Annotated in this window: 20 protein-coding genes; 11 read left to right on the forward strand and 9 right to left on the reverse strand. The window is 73.0% G+C overall.

Annotated elements, in window-relative coordinates:
- Positions 1-52: 52 nt before the first annotated feature.
- Positions 53-1324, reverse strand: coding sequence for an ABC transporter substrate-binding protein (locus A8713_RS13925; RefSeq protein ID WP_443069718.1), 1272 nt, complete (start codon positions 1322-1324; stop codon positions 53-55).
- A 105-nt stretch (positions 1325-1429) separates the two neighbouring features.
- Between A8713_RS13925 and A8713_RS13930 the strand changes: the two genes are divergently transcribed.
- The 3 genes from A8713_RS13930 to A8713_RS13940 all read left to right on the forward strand — a co-directional run bounded on the left by A8713_RS13930 (position 1430) and on the right by A8713_RS13940 (position 4619).
- A complete protein-coding gene (locus tag A8713_RS13930; RefSeq protein WP_079158960.1) occupies positions 1430-2398 on the forward strand; it encodes an ROK family protein in 969 nt (322 codons plus the stop codon).
- A 7-nt stretch (positions 2399-2405) separates the two neighbouring features.
- Positions 2406-3548 carry an N-acetylglucosamine-6-phosphate deacetylase gene (gene nagA / locus A8713_RS13935; RefSeq protein WP_064533800.1) on the forward strand — a complete coding sequence of 381 codons (1143 nt, stop codon included), beginning with the start codon at positions 2406-2408 and terminating at the stop codon, positions 3546-3548.
- Positions 3549-3689: 141 nt separating this feature from the next.
- Positions 3690-4619 carry a 1-phosphofructokinase family hexose kinase gene (locus A8713_RS13940; protein ID WP_064533801.1) on the forward strand — a complete coding sequence of 310 codons (930 nt, stop codon included), beginning with the start codon at positions 3690-3692 and terminating at the stop codon, positions 4617-4619.
- A 3-nt stretch (positions 4620-4622) separates the two neighbouring features.
- Here A8713_RS13940 and A8713_RS13945 read toward each other — a convergent pair whose 3' ends face one another.
- Positions 4623-5588 (reverse strand): CBM35 domain-containing protein, encoded by a 966-nt coding sequence (locus A8713_RS13945; RefSeq protein WP_064533802.1) that lies wholly within the window; start codon positions 5586-5588, stop codon positions 4623-4625.
- A gap of 118 nt (positions 5589-5706) precedes the next feature.
- Entirely contained in the window at positions 5707-7377 is a 1671-nt protein-coding gene (gene cdgB, locus A8713_RS13950) for a diguanylate cyclase CdgB (RefSeq protein WP_064533803.1), read from the reverse strand.
- A gap of 442 nt (positions 7378-7819) precedes the next feature.
- Between cdgB and A8713_RS13955 the strand changes: the two genes are divergently transcribed.
- Complete coding sequence (locus A8713_RS13955) at positions 7820-8404, forward strand: flavin reductase family protein (protein WP_079158961.1); 585 nt, start codon at positions 7820-7822, stop codon at positions 8402-8404.
- Positions 8405-8529: 125 nt separating this feature from the next.
- The gene (locus A8713_RS13960; protein ID WP_064533805.1) at positions 8530-9033 is read left to right on the forward strand and encodes a GNAT family N-acetyltransferase; all 504 of its coding nucleotides are present in this window, start codon (positions 8530-8532) and stop codon (positions 9031-9033) included.
- A 48-nt stretch (positions 9034-9081) separates the two neighbouring features.
- Here A8713_RS13960 and arfB read toward each other — a convergent pair whose 3' ends face one another.
- On the reverse strand, positions 9082-9510 hold the full coding sequence (gene arfB, locus A8713_RS13965; protein ID WP_064537500.1) for an alternative ribosome rescue aminoacyl-tRNA hydrolase ArfB: 429 nt from the start codon (positions 9508-9510) through the stop codon (positions 9082-9084).
- A 207-nt stretch (positions 9511-9717) separates the two neighbouring features.
- Here arfB and A8713_RS13970 point away from each other — a divergent pair, with 207 nt between their 5' ends.
- Positions 9718-10293, forward strand: a complete 576-nt coding sequence (locus A8713_RS13970; protein ID WP_018567033.1) for a TerD family protein — start codon at positions 9718-9720, stop codon at positions 10291-10293.
- A gap of 92 nt (positions 10294-10385) precedes the next feature.
- Positions 10386-10925 carry a GNAT family N-acetyltransferase gene (locus A8713_RS13975; protein WP_064533806.1) on the forward strand — a complete coding sequence of 180 codons (540 nt, stop codon included), beginning with the start codon at positions 10386-10388 and terminating at the stop codon, positions 10923-10925.
- A 51-nt stretch (positions 10926-10976) separates the two neighbouring features.
- Here the strand turns inward: A8713_RS13975 and A8713_RS13980 are convergent, their stop codons facing one another.
- Positions 10977-11621 (reverse strand): dihydrofolate reductase family protein, encoded by a 645-nt coding sequence (locus A8713_RS13980; RefSeq protein ID WP_064533807.1) that lies wholly within the window; start codon positions 11619-11621, stop codon positions 10977-10979.
- 104 nt (positions 11622-11725) lie between these two features.
- Here A8713_RS13980 and A8713_RS13985 point away from each other — a divergent pair, with 104 nt between their 5' ends.
- Positions 11726-12223, forward strand: a complete 498-nt coding sequence (locus tag A8713_RS13985) for a winged helix-turn-helix transcriptional regulator (RefSeq protein ID WP_064533808.1) — start codon at positions 11726-11728, stop codon at positions 12221-12223.
- Between the two features lie 48 nt (positions 12224-12271).
- On the opposite strand, the gene A8713_RS13990 is transcribed toward A8713_RS13985, so the two are convergent.
- Complete coding sequence (locus A8713_RS13990; RefSeq protein ID WP_064533809.1) at positions 12272-13720, reverse strand: M1 family metallopeptidase; 1449 nt, start codon at positions 13718-13720, stop codon at positions 12272-12274.
- A gap of 7 nt (positions 13721-13727) precedes the next feature.
- Here A8713_RS13990 and A8713_RS13995 point away from each other — a divergent pair, with 7 nt between their 5' ends.
- Positions 13728-14228 (forward strand): hypothetical protein, encoded by a 501-nt coding sequence (locus A8713_RS13995; RefSeq protein WP_064533810.1) that lies wholly within the window; start codon positions 13728-13730, stop codon positions 14226-14228.
- 31 nt (positions 14229-14259) lie between these two features.
- On the opposite strand, the gene A8713_RS14000 is transcribed toward A8713_RS13995, so the two are convergent.
- On the reverse strand, positions 14260-15009 hold the full coding sequence (locus tag A8713_RS14000; protein WP_107440634.1) for a pentapeptide repeat-containing protein: 750 nt from the start codon (positions 15007-15009) through the stop codon (positions 14260-14262).
- Positions 15010-15142: 133 nt separating this feature from the next.
- On the opposite strand from A8713_RS14000, the gene A8713_RS14005 reads away from it, so the two are divergent.
- Positions 15143-16690: an MFS transporter gene (locus A8713_RS14005; RefSeq protein ID WP_173860844.1), complete on the forward strand. Its 1548-nt coding sequence runs from the start codon at positions 15143-15145 to the stop codon at positions 16688-16690.
- Between the two features lie 88 nt (positions 16691-16778).
- Here A8713_RS14005 and A8713_RS14010 read toward each other — a convergent pair whose 3' ends face one another.
- Positions 16779-18212 (reverse strand): NAD(P)/FAD-dependent oxidoreductase, encoded by a 1434-nt coding sequence (locus tag A8713_RS14010; protein WP_064533813.1) that lies wholly within the window; start codon positions 18210-18212, stop codon positions 16779-16781.
- Positions 18213-18222: 10 nt separating this feature from the next.
- Positions 18223-18888, reverse strand: a complete 666-nt coding sequence (locus tag A8713_RS14015) for a rhomboid-like protein (RefSeq protein ID WP_064537501.1) — start codon at positions 18886-18888, stop codon at positions 18223-18225.
- A 10-nt stretch (positions 18889-18898) separates the two neighbouring features.
- On the opposite strand from A8713_RS14015, the gene A8713_RS14020 reads away from it, so the two are divergent.
- Positions 18899-19789: an aminoglycoside phosphotransferase family protein gene (locus tag A8713_RS14020; protein WP_064533814.1), complete on the forward strand. Its 891-nt coding sequence runs from the start codon at positions 18899-18901 to the stop codon at positions 19787-19789.
- Positions 19790-19861 lie beyond the last annotated feature (72 nt).

Consider the following 19861-nt stretch of genomic DNA (forward strand, 5'->3'; position numbering starts at 1 on the left):
CCGACACCCGCCGCGGCACGGCGCGGGGCGGCGCGGTGCCGGGCGGCCGGGCTCAGCGCGCGTTCTCCTTGGCCTCCGCCTCCGAGGCCGCGGTCTGGAGCTGGTTGAGCACCCCGGTGGGGTCGCCGCCGGGGGCCACCGTGCCGCCGATGCGCTTCTTGACCTCGGCGCTGACCTGGGCCCAGGAGGTCTTGCCCGCCGGGTAGAGCTGGGCCAGCGACAGCTCCTGGAGGAAGGGCCACAGGTTCTTGTCCTGCGGTGCCTCGGCCATCGCCTCGGACGCGGAGGTGGTGACGGGCAGCAGGTCGTACTGGCGGGAGAAGTCGAGGACGTTCTTCTCGCTGTAGACGTAGTCGAGGAACTCGCCGATCTGCTTCTTGTGGCCGCCCTTCTTGAAGGCCATCATCCAGTCGGTGACACCCATGGTGGCCTTGGGCGTGCCGTTCTTGCCCGGCACCGGCACCATCCCGAACTTCACGCCCGCCTTGGCGGCCTTCTTCATCAGCGTGGGGTGGCCGTTGAGCATGCCGACCTGGCCCTTGGCGAAGGCGTCGAAGGCGTCCGCGCGGTTGAGCTTGCCGGGCGCGACGGGGCCGGTCAGGCCCTTGCCGACCAGCTCGTCGCGCAGCCAGGTGAAGGTCTCGGCGTTCTGCGGGGAGTTGATGGTGTACGTACCGATGTCGTCGGTGTACCCGGCGCCGCCGCTGAGCAGCCACTGCATGGTCTCGGCCTGCGCCTCCTCGGGGCCGAGCGGCAGCGCGTAGGGGTACTTCACGCCCTTGTCCTTCAGCGCCTCGGCGTCCTCGGCGAGGTCGTCCCATGTCTTGGGCGGGGTGAGGTGCGCCTGGTCGAAGAGGGCCTTGTTGTAGAAGAGCACCCGGGTGGAGGCGGCGAACGGGATGCCGTACTGCAGGTGGCGCACCTGGCCCGCGTCGGAGAGCTGGTCGAGGAAGTCGGCCTGCACGGCTATGGAGAGCAGGTCGTCGGCCTTGTAGAGCCGGTCCTGGGCGGCGTAGTCGGCGTACGCGCCGATCTGGGCCAGGTCCGGCGGGTCGCCGGCGTCGACCATCTCCTTGACCTTGCGGTCGACGTCGGTCCACGAATAGACCTTGACGTCGATCTTCACGCCGGAGTGCTGGGACTCGTATGCTCGGGCGAGCTTGTCCCAGTACTTCTGGGAGTTGTCGGCCGGGGAGTCGCCGTAGTCGGCGGCGACCAGTTTGAGCGTGACGTCGGAGGAGCCCGTGCTCCCGCAGCCGCCGAGGACCGAGGTCATGCCCAGTGCGGACACCGCCGCGATCATTCCTGCTCTACGCCGCTGCACTGTGTTCCCGCCCCAACCGTCTCGTGTTCACCATGCGGACACGATAGGTCTACACCACGTGAGTGGACTAGACCTCTCGCGGGTCAAAGGGCCACACTGTCATCTGTGAGACACGTCATCGCGCTCGATGTGGGCGGCACCGGGATGAAGGCCGCACTGGTCGACGAGAACGGCGGGCTGCTCCACCAGGCGCGCCGGCCCACCGGCCGCGAGCGCGGCCCGGACGCCGTCGTCGAGGGCATCCTCGGCTTCGCCGCCGAACTGCGCGCCCACGGCGCCGAGCGCTTCGGCGAGCCGGCCGCGGCGGCCGGTGTCGCCGTCCCCGGCATCGTCGACGAGGACGAGGGCGTCGCCGCCTACGCCGCCAACCTCGGCTGGCGCGACGTCCCCCTGCGCGACCTGCTCGGCCGACGCCTCGGCCTGCCCGTCGCCCTCGGCCACGACGTACGCACCGGCGGGCTCGCCGAGGGCCGGATCGGCGCGGGCAAGGGCGCCGACCGCTATCTGTTCGTCCCGCTGGGCACCGGCATCGCGGGCGCCATCGGCATCGACGGCCGGGTCGAGGCCGGTGCGCACGGCTTCGCCGGCGAGATCGGGCACATCGTCGTCCGGCCCGGCGGCACCGCATGCCCCTGCGGCCAGCACGGCTGCCTGGAGCGGTACGCGTCCGCCTCCGCGGTCAGCCTGGCCTGGGCCGAGGCGTGCGGCGACGCGGACGCCGACGCGGCCGACTGCGCCAAGGCCGTGCGGTCCGGCGACACCCGGGCCCGCGCGGTGTGGCAGGAGGCCGTGGACGCCCTCGCCGACGGCCTGGTCACCGCGCTCACCCTGCTGGACCCGCGCACCCTGATCATCGGCGGCGGGCTCGCCGAGGCCGGCGAGACGCTCTTCGCCCCGCTGCGCGAGGCCGTACGCCGCCGGGTCACCTTCCAGAAGCTGCCCGCCATCGTCCCCGCGGCCCTCGGCGACACCGCCGGCTGCCTCGGCGCGGGCCTGCTCGCCTGGGACCTCCTCGGCGGCACGTCCGCCGCGGCCGCACCGCACTCTCCCTCTTCCACGACTCCCCGGAGGTAGCCACCAGATGGCCCCCAGCAAGGTTCTCGACGGCGCCCGGGTGGTGCTGCCCACCGGGATCGCGGACGGCGGCCGGGTGATCGTCGACGGCACGCGGATCGCCGGGACCGCACCGGAGAACACCCCGACCGTCGATGTCAGCGGGCACTGGCTGGTCCCCGGCTTCGTCGACCTCCACAACCACGGCGGCGGCGGCGCGGCCTTCTCCGGCTCCGCCGACGACGTCATGACCGCCGTACGCACCCACCGGGCGCACGGCACCACCACCGTCGTCGCCTCCACCGTCACCGACGACATGGGCATCCTCACCAAGCAGGCCGGACTGCTGTCCGAACTGGCCGAGCAGGGCGAGATCGCCGGCATCCACTTCGAGGGGCCCTTCATCTCCCCGTGCCGCAAGGGCGCCCACTCCGAGGCCCTGCTGCGCCACCCGGACCCGGCCGACGTGCGCAGGCTGGTCGACGCGGCCCGCGGCCACGCCAAGATGGTCACCCTCGCCGCCGAACTGCCCGGCGGCCTGGACTCCGTACGGCTGCTCGCCGAGCGCGGGGTGATCGCGGCCATCGGGCACACCGACGCCACCTACGAGCAGACCGTGGAGGCGATCGACGCCGGGGCCACCGTCGCCACCCACCTGTTCAACGCGATGCCGACGCTCGGCCACCGCGCCCCCGGCCCGATCGCCGCCCTGCTGGAGGACGAGCGGGTCACCGTCGAGCTGATCAACGACGGCGTCCATCTGCACCCCGCCGCCCTGGAACTCGCCTTCCACCACGCCGGTGCGGCCCGGGTCGCCTTCATCACCGACGCCATGGACGCCGCCGGGTCCGGCGACGGCCGCTATCTGCTCGGCCCGCTGGAGGTCGACGTCACCGACGGCGTCGCCCGTCTGGTGGAGGGCGGCTCCATCGCCGGTTCGACGCTCACCCTGGACCGGGCGTTCCGGCGCGCGGTCACCGTCGACGGGCTGCCCGTCGAGGACGTGGTGGCGGCGCTGTCCGCCAACCCGGCCCGGCTGCTCGGCGTGGACGACCGCGTCGGCTCCCTGGAGCCCGGCAAGGACGCCGACCTCGTCCTGCTCGACGAGGACTTCGTCCTCAAGGGCGTGATGCGGCGCGGCGAGTGGGTGGTCGATCCCCAACTGGGCTGATCAGTCCGCCCGTCCGCCGGACGTTCCGACCCGGTGGGCGGGCCCGGGGGTGGGCGGCGCGCCGTCCGTTTGGCATGATCGGAGCTCCGGCGCACCGCCGGAGCTCCGTGCACGCGTACTACCCGGGGGAGGCCGGACCACGTGATCCTCACGGTCACGCTGAACACCGCTCTCGACATCACCTACCGGGTGCCGTCCCTGCGGCCCCACGGCTCGCACCGGGTGTCGGAGGTGACCGAGCGGCCCGGCGGCAAGGGCATCAACGTGGCCCGCGTCCTGGCGGCCCTCGGCCATCGGGTGACCGTCACCGGCTTCTCGGGCGGCGCCACCGGCGACGAGGTGCGCACCCGGCTCGCGGACGAGCCCGGTGTGACGGACGCGCTGGTCCCGGTGGCCGGCGCGACCCGGCGCACCGTCGCGGTGGTGGACGAGCAGACCGGCGACACCACCCAGCTCAACGAGCCGGGCCCGCTGGTCACCGCCGCCGAGTGGGCGGCCTTCCAGGACGCCTACGAGGACATGCTGTCCGGCGTGGCGGCGGTGGCGCTGTGCGGCAGCCTGCCGCCCGGACTGCCGGTGGGCGCCTACGCCGTCCTGGTGCGCGCGGCCCGCGCGGCGGACGTGCCGGTGCTGCTGGACACCAGCGGCGAGGCGCTGCGGCGCGGACTGGCCGCCCGCCCCGACATCATCAAGCCCAACGCCGACGAACTGGCCGAGCTGACCGGCTCCCACGAGCCGCTGCGGGCCACCCAGGACGCCCGCAGGCGCGGCGCCCGCACGGTCATCGCCTCCCTGGGCGCCGAGGGCCTGCTCGCCCGCACCCCGGACGGCATGTGGCGGGCCGCCCCGCCCGCCCGCGTGCACGGCAACCCGACCGGCGCGGGCGACTCGGCCGTCGCCGGCCTGCTCTCCGGCCTGGTGGAGAACCTCCCCTGGCCGGACCGCCTCGCCCGCGCGGTCGCCCTCTCCGCCGCGACGGTCCTGTCCCCCACGGCGGGCGACTTCGACCGGGCCGCCTACCGGGAGCTGCTGGAGCGGGTGGAGATCAGCGGCGAGGGCGGTCCGGCCTGAGGGTCAGCCGTGGTAGTCGACCCAGCCCTTGACCAGCCAGAGCTGGTCGATGGCGGCGTCGCACTGGTCGCCCTGCTCGCAGGAGACCTTGAGGGTGTTGGTGCCCTTGTTGAGCTGGAGCCAGTTGTAGGTCTTCGTCCAGCCCTTCTCGTAGTCGCCCTCGGGGGCGTTCGCCCAGTTCTTCAGCTTGACGGCGGTGGTGGAGGGGGTGCCGTTGACCGTGAGGGTGGCCTTGCCGTCCTTGCCGGGGACGCTGTAGCCCACGTAGACGCTGTACTTGCCGCTGTCCGGGATGCCGTTGACGGTCCAGGTGACCGAGGCGCCGACCTTGTTGAAGTTGGTGACGTAGACGCCGCCGTCCGCCTGGGCGCCCTTGATGTCCGAGGCGGTGGACGCGCCGCCGCCCAGGAGCAGGGCCTTCGCGTCGATCTTGGGGAGTTCGCCGTCGGGGGCCACGGTGCTGTTCGACGAGGGGCTGGGCGGGGCGCTCTGGGTGGCCGGCGGGGCCGTGGTGCCGCCCGTGGCGCCGTCCTTGGTGTCGTCCTTGTCGTTGACCATGGCGAAGGTGATGCCTATGACCACGGCGGCGACCACCACGACGGCGCCGATCAGCAGTCCCTTGGTGTTGGGCCCGCGCCGGCCACCGCCGCCGGGGCCGCCCTGGACCGGCTGCCGGGGCGGCTGCTGGCCGCCGGGCAGGGTCTCCGGGGCCGCGTAGTGCGCACTCGGCCGGCCGTACGCGCCCTGCTGCTGAGGAGCCTGGCCGTAGGCCGCCGTGGGGGCCTGCTGCGTCTGCTGGGGCTGCTGGCCGTACTGACGCTGGCCGACGGCGCGGACCCGGTTGACCGAGCCCGGGTAGCCGTAACCGCCGGAGGGCGGCTGGGCTCCGTTGGCCTGACCGTCGGCGTACAGGTAGCCGAACGGGTCGTCGTCCTCGGGCGTGCTCGGGCCGTTGTCGCCGGGCGTCATCCCTAGGTCTCCTCAACAGGTGCGTGTCGGATGCGGTACGTCGTGAGGATGGCGAGCCTACCCGCTCCTGTGGGACCGAACGGGTGACTCACCCCGCATCAACGCGCTGACCTGCGGATCACCCGGCGCGGCGATGTTGTTTGGGACGAGATCGTTTCTCGACGTACATCCGCTCGTCGGCGGACTTCAGCACTTCGTCCGCCGTCATCCCGCAATGGGCCCAGCCGATGCCGAAGCTGGCACCGACCCGGACGGCCCGTCCCTCGGCGCGGATGGGCTGGATGATCTCGTTGCGCAGCCGTACGGCGAGGTCCTGGGCGTCGGCGCGGCCGAGGCCGTCGGCGAGGATCACGAACTCGTCGCCGCCGAGCCGGGCCACCGTGTCGCCGTCGCGGACGCCGCCCGACAGCCGCCGGGCCACCTCGATGAGGACGGCGTCGCCCGCGTTGTGCCCGAAGCGGTCGTTGATCGACTTGAAGCCGTCCAGGTCGCAGAAGAGGACCGCGAGCCCCTTGGTGCCGTCGTCCCGGTCGCCCTCGGGGGCGATGGTGTGCACATGGTGGTCGTAGCCGTCGTAGGGCTGTGGACCGGAGTCGAAGTCGAAGCCGTGGTCATGACCGCCGTCGCCCGCCGGATGGACCGGGTGGCCGTAGGCCGCGTCCAGCGAGGCGAGTTCCTCGGCGTGCGCCGACTGCGGGCGCCGGCACAGGCGGGCGGCGAGCCGGGAGCGCAGCTCGGCGCTGTTGGGCAGACCGGTCAGGGAGTCGTGGGAGGCGCGGTGGGCGAGGTGCAGCTCGCGGCGCTTGCGCTCCTCGATGTCCTCGACGTGGGTGAGCAGGAAGCGGGGCCCGTCGGCGGCGTCGGCGACCACCGAGTTGCGCAAAGAGACCCAGACGTAGCTGCCGTCGCGGCGGCCCAGGCGCAGCTCGGCCCGGCCGCCCTCGGCGGAGGTGCGCAGCAGGGTGCCTATGTCCTCGGGGTGGACGAGGTCGGAGAAGGAGTAGCGGCGCATCGCGGAGGCGGGGCGGCCCAGCAGCCGGCACAGGGCGTCGTTGGTGCGCAGGATCCGGCCGTGCTGGTCGCCGCCCATCTCGGCGATGGCCATGCCGGAGGGCGCGTACTCGAAGGCCTGCCGGAAGCTCTCCTCGCTGGCGCGCAGGGCCTGCTGCTCGCGCTCCAGGCGCACCAGGGCGCGCTGCATGTTCGCGCGCAGCCGGGCGTTGCTGATCGCGATGGCCGCCTGGAACGCGTACACCTGGAGCGCCTCGCGGCCCCAGGCGCCGGGGCGGCGGCCGTTGCGCGGGCGGTCCACGGAGAGCACGCCGAGCAGCTCGCCCGGGGAGCCGCCGGGCGCGCCGGGCGAGTACATCGGGGCGAAGAGCCGGTCGGAGGGGTGCCACTCGTCCTCGAAGCGGGGAGCGGGCCCGTCGGTGTACCACTGCGGGACGTCGTCGTCGTCGAGGACCCAGCCCTCGGTGTGCGGGATGAAGACCAGGTCGCCCCAGGACTCGCCCATGGTCAGCCGGCGCTCCCAGGAGGCGCGGGAGCCGACCCGGCCGGTGATCAGGGCCTCGGCGGCGGGGTTCCCGGAGAAGGCGGCGACGACGAGGTCGCCGTCGGGGCGTACGAGGTTGACGCACGCCAGTTCGTATCCGAGGCCGGTCACGACGCCGTCGGCCACGGTCTGGAGCGTGTCGGCCAGGCTGCGCGCGGTGTTCATGTCCGCCATGACCTGGTGCAGCTGCCGCAGGGTCGCAAGGCGGACGTACGGCTCCGACTCGGTCTCCATGCTCGCCCTCCCCCCGAGACCTCGCAGTGAATCAAAGGGTCTACTTCGGCGTATCGTGCGTGCGGTCTACGCCACTGAATCACAGCGTGAAGCCCACTCGGTACACAGGGTCAACAATTCACGCTGCTTGTGACTCAAGTCACAGGCGAACATGAACAATTGGGTAGAGTTTCTGCTTTTTCCCAAGCGTTGACGGAACGCAAACTCTCTCGTGTGCGGACATGATGCACGAGACGGCCGCCGAACGGGTCGGAATCGCTGGTTCCGATGTTTTCGCGGGGGTTCGACGGTTGCGGGGGGGGTCGACGGTTGCGGGGGTTCGACGGCTGTGGGGTTCGACGGCTGTGGGGTTCGACGGCTGCCCGCTGGGTCCGTGGACCTAGGTCCGGGCTCGGGCCATGGCCCGATGCGGGCGGCGCGGGCCGGTCATTAGCGTTGTTGTGTGCTGAACACTTCCTCCGCCCCGTCCTCCGCCCTCGCCCCGGCCTTTCCCGGGCATGCTGAGGGGGTGACCGACGACGAGTTCCGTGCCGCGATGTCCCGGCTGGCCGCGGGCGTGGTCCTGGTGACCGCGCAGGAGCCGCCGCTCGACGCGGAGGACCCGCTGGCGCCGGTGGGCGAGGACGTGGGCATGACCGCGACGGCGTTCCTCTCGGTGTCCCTGGACCCGCCGCTGGCCCTGGTCAGCCTGCGCACCGGCTCCCGCATGGACGACCTGCTCGCGGAACAGCCGCTGTGGGCGGTGTCCGTCCTGACCGGGAACCAGCGGCACATCGCCGGCCGCTTCGCGATGAAGGGCCGCATCAGCGACCGTCTGCTCTTCGCGGACGCCCCCCACACGCGCGGCGAGGTGTCCGGCGCCCCGCTGGTGGACGACGCGCTGGCCACCCTGGAGCTGCGCACCGAGCAGCGGGTCCCGGCGGGCGACCACACCCTGGTCGTCGGCCGCGTCCTGACGGCCCGCCTCCCGGGCGCCGACGACGGCCCGCTGCTGTACTTCCGGGGGCGGTACCGGCAGCTGGGCTGAGCGGGGCCTCCGGGGGGCGGCAGCAACCGCCCTCCTCCCCCGGCCCCTGGGTCTCACCCCTGTCCCTCGGGCCTCGGGCCGTAATCCGGTGGCCGGGCGGCGGACGCGCCGCCTACGGTGCGCGCATGACGCCCCCCGGCCCCGGCCCCGGCTCAGCGCCCCGCCTCGAAGAGATCACCCCGGCGAACCTGGACGCCGCCCTCGGCATCCGGGTCCGCCCCGACCAGGAGCACGCGGTCGCGCCGGTCGTGAAGTCCCTGGCCGAGGCGTACGCGTGGCCGGGCGTCGCCTGGCCGCGCCTGATCGTCGACGACGGGCGTCCCGTGGGCTTCCTGATGGCCTTCCTCGGCATCGACTGGCACCAGGACGGCAGCGAACTGCGCTCGGGGCTGTGGCGGCTGAACATCGCGGCCGGCGAGCAGGGCCGCGGCTACGGCCGGTTCGCCGTCGGCGCCGTAGCGGCGGAGATCCGCCGCCGGGGCGAGAGGGAGATGTACGTGTCCTGGCACCCCGGTCCGGACGGCCCGGAGCGCTTCTACCTCGGGCTCGGCTTCCGTACGAACGGGGAGACGAGCGGGGGCCAGACGGTGGGCGTGCTCGGCCTGGAGGCGGTCCCGGCCGGGACGTGAGCGCGCCCGCGGGCACATGACCGCGACAGCGACCGCTGTGCCTGCCGCCTACCCCCAGTCACGACCCGTGCGGCCCCGCTTCGTCTCCGAGCGCTGCTTCTTCTCGCGCAGCCGCCGCTCGTTGATCCCGCGGGGGATGCGGGTGGGCCTGCGGGGCTTGGGCGGGGGCGCGGTCGCCTCGGCGAGGAGCGCGGCGAGGCGTACGGCGGCGGTCTCGCGGTTGCGCCACTGGGAGCGGTGCTCGGAGGCGCGGACGGTGACGACGCCGTCGACGAGCCGGCCGGCCAGCCGGTGCAGGGCGCGCTCCTTCCACACCTCGGGCAGCGCCTCGGTGTTCGCCAGGTCGAAGCGCAGCTCCACCTGGCTGTCGGAGGTGTTGACGTGCTGGCCGCCGGGCCCCGAGGACCGCGAGAAGCGCCAGACCAGCTCGGCCTCGGGGAGCACGACGGAGCCGCGGATGACATGGGGACCGGACATGTCCTCCATGGTCCCTCGCGTGTCCGGGTCACGTCACCGGAATTTCGGTACCGGTGGTACCGGTCGGGGCTGTCCGGGCTGACCGGGCGTTCGAACCCACCTTGGTAAAAAAGGTAAAGGCGTCAGGAACCATGGGGACCCTCTCGGCGTTCCTAGGGGTGGCGGTAGCTTCGTCCGCACACGCAACGAGGGAAGGGACTCCCAACAATGGCTGTAAGCCTCTCCAAGGGCGGCAATGTCTCGCTCACCAAGGAAGCTCCGGGCCTGACCGCCGTCACCGTGGGCCTCGGCTGGGACGTCCGCACCACCACCGGCACGGACTTCGACCTCGACGCCTCCGCGATCGCGGTCAACACCCAGGGCAAGGTCTACTCCGACGGCCACTTCGTCTTCTTCAACAACAAGCAGACCCCGGACAACACCATCGTCCACACCGGTGACAACCGCACCGGCGAGGGCGAGGGCGACGACGAGGCGATCAACGTCAACCTGGCCGGCCTCCCGGCCGACATCGACAAGATCGTCTTCCCGGTCTCCATCTACGACGCCGAGAACCGCGGGCAGAACTTCGGCCAGGTGCGCAACGCGTACATCCGCATCATCAACCAGGCCGGCGGCGCCGAGATCGCCCGCTACGACCTGTCGGAGGACGCCGCCACCGAGACCGCCATGGTCTTCGGCGAGCTGTACCGCAACGGCGCGGAGTGGAAGTTCCGCGCCGTCGGCCAGGGCTACGCCTCGGGCCTCGTGGGCATCGCGCAGGACTTCGGCGTGAGCGTCTGACGCGCCGCCACGCCAGGCCCGGAGCCCGGATCCGCGACGGCGGGTCCGGGCTCCGGCGCGCTCACGGCGCCGCCCGCGCGTAGGTTCCCCCTGTGATCATCGAACCTCTCGTGCTCTCCCCCGACCGCGCCCTGCCGGGCGAGCTGCTGACCGAACTCACCGCGCTCTACGCCTCCCAGCGCGACTTCCACGCCCTGAGCGGCGACTTCCCCGACCCGGACGACGTCCGCCCGGAGCAGGTCGCCGCCGCGCTCGCCGACGAGCTGGCCCATCCCGGCGCACAGGTGCTGCTGGCCCGCAGCGAGGGTGCCCTGGTCGGCGTCGCGATCACCCTGGACCACCACCCCGACCCGGCCGACCCCGACCCGTGGATCGGTCTGCTGATGGTGGACGCGGCGGCCCGCCGCCGGGGCCACGGCCGCCGCCTGGCCTCCCTCGTCGAGGACCGCTTCCGCGCGGCAGGCCGCACCGCCGTACGCCTCGCCGTCCTGGACGGCAACCACCCGGCCCTCGCCTTCTGGACCGCCCTCGGCTACCGCCCCCTCGCCCACCGCCGCGACCGCGAGGGCAACCGCCCGTGCACGGTCCTGCGCAAGGAACTGGGCACCGGCTCGGACCGGGCCGCGAGCTAGGGGCGGACGGCCTGAACGAAGGCGAAGGCGGAGGCGGAGGCGGGCCGGGCGTCAGGGCCGGGTGAAGGTCATGTGGGTGATGCCGCTGGGGGTCGTCACGGACTCGACCCGGAAGCGCTTCTCCAGCCCTTCGAGTCCGTCCCACAGGCGCTCGCCCCGGCCCAGGACGATCGGGACGACGGCGATGTGCAGATGGTCGACGAGGTCTTCGGCGAGGAACTCGCGGACCGTGGTCGGGCCGCCGCCGATCCGCACGTCCAGGCCGCCCGCGGCGTCGCGCGCCTGACGGAGCGCCTCCTGCGGTGTGGCGTCGATGAAGTGGAATGTGGTGCCGCCCTCCATCTCCACCGAGGGGCGCGGGTGGTGGGTCAGGACGAACACCGGGGTGTGGAAGGGCGGGTTGGGCCCCCACCAGCCGACCCAGTCGTCGTCCTCCCACGGCCCGCGCTGGGGGCCGAACTTGTTGCGGCCCATGATCTCCGCCCCGATGCCGGCGTCCCAGGTGCCGGCGACGGCGTCATCGACTCCATGGCTCCCGTCCGGCTTGTCCTGCATCCGCCGGAAGGTACTGGTCGGGAAGAACCACTCGTGGAGCCGCGCGCCGGCGTGGCCGAACGGGGCGTCGAGACTCTGTCCCTCACCGGTGGCGAATCCGTCGACGGAGACGGAGAAGTTGTGGACCCTCACGCGGGACATTGCACGGACTCCTGCCCTCGAAGCGATGTGATTGCGAAATGCAATCACCAGCCGCGAGTGAGCCTAGACTCGGTGGTGGCGGAGTGCAATCACTGGAGGTGGGAATGCGGGACGAACCGCGGTCCGGATGCGCGATCAACGCGGCGGTGGAGGCACTCGGGGACCGGTGGAGCCTCATCGTCCTGCGCGACGTGGTCTTCGGCGGACGCAGGCACTTCCGCGAGCTGCTCAGCCACTCCGAGGAGGGGATCGCGTCGAACATCCTCAGCAGCCGCCTCAAGGCCCTCGTCGCCGGCGGACTCCTCACCCGCGAGCAGGCCGAACGAGGACACCGGGCGACCTACAGCCTCACGGAAGCGGGCATCCAGACGGTCCCCGTCATGGCCGCGCTCGGCTCCTGGGGCATGCGGCACCGCCCGACCACCCCCGAACTCACCGTCCGCGCCCGCCTCCTGGAGGAAGGCGGCCCGCAGCTCTGGCAGAACCTCATGGACGAACTCCGCGAGACCCACCTGGGCACCCCCCGCCCCGACCCCCACCAGCCCCGCGCCTCCGAACTCCTCCGGACGGCCTACGAACAGGCGCTCACGGAGATCCGCTGACGCGGTCCTCCGACCGCGCGGACGGACGGCACCGAGGTCTCGCCCGCCTCAGGAGTGGGCCGGTTTGCCCTCGCCGTACAGCCAGTCGTGCCAGATGGGGGTGAAGTCCTTGCCGGGGGACTGTTTCTCGACGTAGGCCGTGAAGTCGGCGGTGGAGGCGGTGCCGTGGCGGTGGGTGGCGGCCCAGCCCTGGATGATGTCGTAGAAGGTGTCGTCGCCGACGGTCTGGCGGATCTTGTGCAGGACCATGGCGCCGCGCGAGTAGACGGGTTCGTCGGAGATGTGCGCGGCGCCGGAGGGGCGGGCCGGCGGGAAGGACCAGAGTTCGTCGCTGTCGACACCGCTGTCCTTGGCGCCGTCGTACAGCTCCTGGAAGGTCTCCTGGGCGCTGGGGCCGTCGTGGTCCTCGTCCCAGAGCCACTCCGCGTAGGTGGCGAAGCCCTCGTTGAGCCACATGTCCCGCCAGCTCCTGGGGGTGACGGAGTCGCCGTACCACTGGTGGGCCAGTTCGTGGACGAGGGTGGCGGTGTCGGGGGCGCCGGGGAAGGTGGGCCGGTTCTGGGTCTCCAGGGCGTAGGTGCCGTCCGGGAGCCGGTCGACGATCGCTCCGGTGGAGGAGAAGGGGTACGGGCCGAAGTTGTACTCCGCCCAGTCCATGATCTCGGGGAGCTGCCCGAGCACGGCGTCGCTCGCCTTGGCCAGGGACGGATCGACGGCCGTGTAGACCGGCAGGCCGTTCTTCAGCGTGGAGCGGCGCACGTCGAAGTCGCCGATCGCGACCGTGGCGAGATAGCTGGCCATCGGCTCCCCGGTGCGCCAGCGGTAGGTGGTGCGGCCCCCGGCGGTCGTCGTGCCCGTCAGCTCGCCGTTGGAGACGGCCGTGAGCTTCCCGTTCGCCGGCACGCTGACGGCGATGTCATAAGTGGCCTTGTCGGAGGGATGGTTGTTGGAGGGGAACCAGGCCATGGAGCCGACCGGCTGGCCGAGGGCCAGCGCGCCGTCGGACGTGGGCAGCCAGCCCTCCTTGGACCCGTCGGGGTCGGTGAGGGTCTGCGGGGTGCCCGCGTAGCGGACCGTGGTGCTGAACGTCTCGCCCTTGTCCAGCCCGTCGTGCGGCCGGACCGTCAGTTCCTGCCCGGCCCGGTTGAAGCGGGCCTCCCTGCCCTCCACCGTCACGCTCCGCACCTCCATCCCCTTGAGGTCGAGGTCGAAGGCGGACAGGTCCTCGGTGGCGCGGGCGGTGATCACCGCGGTGCCGGTGAGGCGGCGCGGGCCGGGGTCGTAGGCGAGCGTGAGCCCGTAGTGGGACACGTCGTACCCGCCGTTGCCCGCCTTGGGGAAGTACGGGTCGCGCAGGCCGGAGCCGCCCGGCTTGCCGTGGACACCGCCGTCGCAGGCGGTCAGGGGGAGGGCGCAGAGCAGTAACGCGCCGACGGCTCGGGCAAACGGTGCGGTACGGGACACGAGTGCGATCCTATGCGGCTGCCGTGACACCATCCCTTACGTGCTCGACATCGGCTACGCCCTCTCCACCCGTTTCCCCGACCCGCCGCAGACCGACTACCGGCGCGCGGACGTCCGCGCCCTGCGCCACGACCTGTTCTGCGGAGACGTCTATCTGGCGGACACCGAGACGGACCGGGAGCTGGCCACCGCGTGGGGCTGGGTGCCGGTGCTGGACTTCGCCTGGGCGCTGTGCGACATCGTGGAGCAGGTGGACCGGGACCCGGCCGGGTCGCGCGCGTCCCGCCCGCAGCGGGCGGAGCTGGACTTCACCGAGTCCACCGACCGGATGCTCTTCGAGCGCCGCTTCGGCTGGGTGGACGTCGAGTCCGACTGGATGCCGGCCGAGGAGCCGCCGCTGTCCTTCTCCCACAGCGCGCTGCGCCGGGAGGCCCGGGACTTCCTGCACGACCTGATCGCGGACCTGTGCGACCTGCACGAGGACCTCGCGGAGAACCCGGCCCTGTGGACCCTCCAGGCCCGTTTCCCCCGCCTGCCCTGAACCGCGCCCGCGCCCGCGCACCGGGGCGCGCTCAGTCCTCCACCCGCACCCCCAGCTCCGCCGCCAGCACCGGCGCCAGGTCCAGCAGCTGGCCCGTACTGATCACCGCGCCCGCCAGCCGGTCCACCCCGCGGGCGATCTCCAGCGAGGCGGCTCCGCGCAGATCGACGTCGGTGAGCACCGCCCCGCCGAGATCGGCGCCCTTGAGGACGCAGTCCGCGAACGCGACCCGCTCCAGCCGGGCGCCCCCGAAGTCCGGCTCGACCAGGACGCAGCCCTCGAAGACCACGTCCCGCAGCCGCGCCGTGCGCAGATTGAGGTAGTCGATCTTGCCGCCGCGGATTCGCACCCGCTCCAGGACCGCGCCGTGCAGCTGCGCCCCGCCGAGCCGGGCGTCCGTCAGCTCGACATCGCGCAGGGTCGCGTCCGCGAGGTTCGTGCCGACGCCCCGTACGCCGGTGAGGACCGTGTCGAGGAACCGCGCGTGTCGCAGCGAGGTGTCGTCCAGGACGCAGCCGCGCAGCGCGCAGTCCAGGAAGCGGGCGCCCGCGCCGTCCTGCCCGGCGAGGTCCGTCTCGCGGAACTCCAGCCCGTCGTAGTCCCCGTCCGGCGCCAGCCCCGCACCGGCGTACGCCTCCAGGGCGGGCAGCCGCACCTCGGGCTGCCGCGGCGGCTTCACCCCGGCCCGCCCGGCGCCCATACCGCCCTTACCGCTCGCACCGCCCGTACCGCCCATGCCGCCCGCACCACTCCCCGCCCCGCCGCCCGCTCTCCTCGCCATGCCCCCATGCTGCACCCCGCCACTGACAACCCCCGGCGAACCCCCCGGCCCCGCCCCGCTCCCCCGGCGGACAGCCCCGCCCGGTACGGCGACCGGAGATGCGACATGTCCCGATCCGTGCTCTTCTGGCGGGATGAGCATCACCCGAAAAGGTGAATTCTCCGTTCTGCACCGGCACGCTCCGCGGCACCACCCACGGCATCAGCCCCGGCACGCCCGCCCCTCCGACGCGCACCGCTGGTGGGCGCTGGTGGTGATCGCGACGGCGCAGCTGATGGTGGTGCTGGACGCGACCATCGTGAACATCGCCCTCCCCTCCGCGCAGCGCGCCCTGCACATGTCGGACGCCAACCGCCAGTGGGTGATCACCGCCTACACCCTCGCCTTCGGCGGGCTGCTCCTGCTGGGCGGGCGGATCTCGGACCTGGTGGGCCGCAAGCGGACCTTCGTCATCGGGCTCGTCGGCTTCGCCGCCGCCTCCGCGTTCGGCGGCGCGGCCACCTCCTCGGGCATGCTGTTCGGCGCGCGGGCCCTCCAGGGCGCCTTCGCGGCCGTGCTCGCCCCGGCCGCGCTCTCCCTGCTCACCACCACCTTCACCGATCCGCGCGAGCGCGGAAAGGCGTTCGGGATCTACGGCGCGCTGGCGGGCAGCGGCTCGGCGATCGGTTTCATCCTCGGCGGTCTGCTGACCGAGTACCTGGACTGGCGCTGGTGCCTGTACGTGAACGTGCCCATCGCCGCCGTCGCGGTGCTCGGCGCGTTCGCCCTGCTGCGCGACCGGCCCGCGCACACCGGCGTACGCCTCGATGTGCCGGGCGCCGTGCTGGGCTGCGGCGGTCTGGTCGCCGTCGTCTACGGCTTCAGCGAGGCCCAGCCGCGCGGCTGGACGGACCCGCTGGTGCTCGGCCTGTTCGCGGCCGGCGTGGTGATGCTCGCCGCGTTCGTGTGGTGGCAGAACCGGGCACCGGTGCCGCTGCTGCCCCTGCACGTGCTGCGCGAGCGCAACCGGGCCGGCTGTCTGCTGACCATGCTGCTGGCCGTGATCGGCATGTTCGGGCTGTTCCTGTTCATGACGTACTACCTCCAGGAGATCCTGGGCTACTCGCCGCTGCGGACCGGGCTCGCCTTCCTGCCGCTGACCGCCGCGATCGTCGTCGGTTCCACGCAGATCTCGGCCCGGCTGCTCCAGCACGTGGCGCCGCGCGCCCTCATGGTCCCCGGGATGCTGCTGGCGGCGGCCGGACTGCTGCTGCTGACCCGGCTGACGGTCACCTCGCGCTACCCCACCGAGGTGCTGCCCGCGCTGCTGCTCCTGGGGCTCGGCATGGGCCTGACCTTCATGCCGGTGTTCGCCACCGCCACCGCGGGCGTCGCCCCGAAGGACTCGGGCGTGACCTCCGCGACCGTGAACACCGCGCAGCAGGTGGGCGGTTCCATCGGGACCGCGCTGCTCAACACGGTCGCCATCTCCAGCAGCACCGCGTACCTCACCGCCCACCTGCGCTCCCCCGCCGACCGGGGCAGAGTGGTACCGGAGGGTGTCGTGCACGGCTACACCGTCGCCATCTGGTGGGCCGCGGCGGTCATGCTGCTGGCCGGGCTGGTCGCGGGCCTGATGGTGACGGCCCGCGCGCCCAAGCACACCCCGGCCCCGGAGGCGGTGCCGGAGTCGGTGGTCTGAAAGAGACCCGCGAGGGGCAGAGAGGGCCCCGAGTTCGCACCCGGGACCCTCCTTCTGCGTCCAGGACGTACGGGACGTACGGGGGGTCTCAGTGCCGTCCGGCCACCCGGTCCGCGACCCGGGCCAGCCGGGAGGAGCGGGCGCTGTGGGTGAGCACCTCCCGGCGGTCGGCCGTGCGGTAGGTGGCGTACATGCCCTGCACGCCCAGCCAGCGCAGCGGTTCCGGTTCCCACTTGCGGACCTTGTGGCCGGTCCAGGGCAGCCCGGTCAGCTCGGTGGGGCCCGCCTGCCCGGAGTCGAGGCGGACCAGGTCGGCCAGGGTGCGGGCGGCGAGGTTGGCGGTGGCGACGCCCGAGCCGACATAGCCGCCGGCCCAGCCGAGGCCCCGGGACGGGTCCAGGGTGACGGTGGCGCACCAGTCGCGCGGCACGCCGAGCACCCCGGACCAGGCGTGCGCGATGCGCAGCCCGGCCAGCGAGGGGAAGAAGCCGGTGAGGATGTCGCGCAGGTCGCGGACGGTCTCCGGGCGGGTGCTGCCGTCGTTGTCGGTGCGCGAGCCGAAACGGTAGGGGACGCCGCGTCCGCCGAGCGCGATCCGGTCGTCGGCGGTGCGCTGCGCGTACATGTAGGCGTGCGCCATGTCGCCGAGGGCCTCGCGGCCGTCCCAGCCGAGCTCCTCCCACTGCGCTCCGGTCAGCGGCTCGGTGGCGATCATCGAGGAGTTCATCGGCAGCCAGGTGCGGCGCTGCCCCTTGAGGGAGGCGGTGAAGCCCTCGGTGCAGCGCAGCACGTAGGGGGCGCTGACGGTGCCGTACGGGGTGAGCGCGCGGCGGGGGCGGATCTCGGTGACCGGGGTCGCCTCGTGGATCGTCACACCGAGCGCGGCCACCGCCCCGGCCAGGCCCTTGACCAGCTTGACCGGGTTCAGGCGGGCGCCGTGCGGGGTCCAGGTGGAGCCGACCGCGTCCGCGACCCGGATGCGCGCGGCGGTCTCGCGGGCACCGTACAGCTCGCGGTCCTGCTCCCCGTAGGACAGCTCGTGCGCGTGGAAGTCCTTCAGGCGGGCCAGCTGAGCGGGGGTGCGGGCCACCTCCAGGACTCCGCCCTTGTGGATGTCCGCGTCGATGCCCTCCTCGGCGGCGACGCGGATCACCTCGTCCACGGTGTCGTTCATCGCCCGCTGGAGCCGTACGGCGGCCTCGCGGCCGTGCAGGCGCGCGTACCGGTCGCGGCCCGCGACGCCGTTGTAGAGCCAGCCGCCGTTGCGGCCAGAGGCGCCGTAGCCGCAGAACTTCTGCTCCAGGACGGTGATCCGCAGCGCGGGCGCGGCCTTCTTCAGGTAGTACGCGGTCCACAGGCCCGTGTAGCCGCCGCCGACGATCACCACGTCGGCGCTCGCGTCCCCGGTCAGCGGCTCCCGCACGGCCGGGAGGCCGTCGTCGGCGAACCAGTGGGAGATGCCGCCGTTCACGGTGCCGCCGTGCCTGCCGCCGCCCGCGGCCGTGCTTGCCGAGCTGCTCATGTCCGGGACGCTAATGCCTGGTGGCGGCCGGTGTCTCCTTCGGATTCCGTGTTTTTCCGGGGCCCGTGGCCAGCGGCCGGCAGGCCAGTCCGATCAGTACGGCGGTGAAATGCCCGAGATCGGTGAAGGTGCGCCCGGTCAGCAGCGGCACGCCGAAGAAGAGGAGCACGGCGGCGGCGTACGGATACCGCCACGGGCTGCGGATCCGGTAGGTCAGCACGGCGACCACCCCGGCCAGCGCGTAGCTGACGCCCACGTCCAGGGTGTCGACCGCGGAGGCGGGCGCCACACCGCGCCGGATCGCCCACAGCAGCGCGCCCTCGCTGATCAGCGTGGCCAGCACGTGCGCGGCCGCGCACACCGCCAGCCAGCGCACGGTGCCCGTCCACCGCTCGGCCTGCGCGTGGAAGACCGTGTAGAGCACGGCGTACGGCAGCCAGCGCCCGCTCGGGATCCACATGGCGCTGGCCACCAGGACCCGTACCGGGTTGTCCGACAGCTCGTGGATGTTCGTGGACCGCTGCCGCAGGAAGTCCGCCTCGAACGACGGCGACATGTGGTGCAGCGCGACGGTGGTGACGAACAGGACCGCCAGCCAGACGTACGTCCCCGGGGCGGCGCGCACATACGCGACCACCGCCCGCAGCCCGCGCCGAAACCGGATGACCCCGTCCACACCGGCCAGTATGGTCGGCACCGTGATCGAGGTGCCCGCCGAGCTGGCCGCTACGCAGGAGAAGTTCAACGGGGCGGCGGGCCGGGCGTTCGTCGCCGGGCTGCCCGAGCGGGCGGCCCGCTTCCTCGCGCACTGGGACCTGCGCCTGGACGGCCCGCCGATGTACGGGGTGTGCGCGCTGGTCCTTCCGGTGGTACGCGCCGGGGGCACACCCGCCGCGCTCAAGCTCCAGCCGCTGGACGAGGAGAGCGCGGGCGAGCCGGACGCGCTGCGCGCCTGGGACGGCGACGGGGCCGTACGGCTGCTGGCGCACGACGCGCCCACCTGCACCCTCCTCCTCGAACGGCTGGACGAGTCCCGGACGCTGTCGGACCTGCCGGACAGCCGTGCGGCCGTCGAGGTGATCGGCACGCTCCTCGCCCGGCTCACCTCCGTGCCCGCTCCGGCGGGCGTACGGCGACTGGGCGACGTGGCGCGGGCGATGCTGGAGCAGGTGCCGCGGGCCCTGGAGCAGGTGCCGGACACCGCCGACCGGCGGCTGCTCGCCGACTGCGCGGCGGCCGTGCGCGAGGTCGCCGGCTCGCCCGGCGACCGGCTGCTGCACTGGGACCTGCACTACGACAACGTCCTGGCCGCCGGCCGCGCTCCCTGGCTCGCCATCGACCCCAAGCCGCTCGCCGGAGACCCCGGCTTCGACCTGATGCCCGCGCTCGGCGACCGCTACGACCCCGCCGAGACCCGGTGGCGCTTCGACGCGCTGACCGCGCTGCTCGGCCTCGACCGGGCGCGGGCGCGCGCCTGGACGCTGGGGCGGGTGCTCCAGAACTGCCTGTGGGAGATCGAGGACGGCCGGCCGCTGGAGACCGTGCAACTGGAGATCGGGCGCACGCTGCGCGCGTGAGGGCGGTCCCGCGCGGGGACGGCTCGGCGTGGGCCGCCACCGACCGGCGGGCCCGCTCGGGTGACGGACGGC

Origin of the sequence: Streptomyces sp. SAT1, from assembly GCF_001654495.1 — a bacterium.
Classification (GTDB): domain Bacteria; phylum Actinomycetota; class Actinomycetes; order Streptomycetales; family Streptomycetaceae; genus Streptomyces; species Streptomyces andamanensis.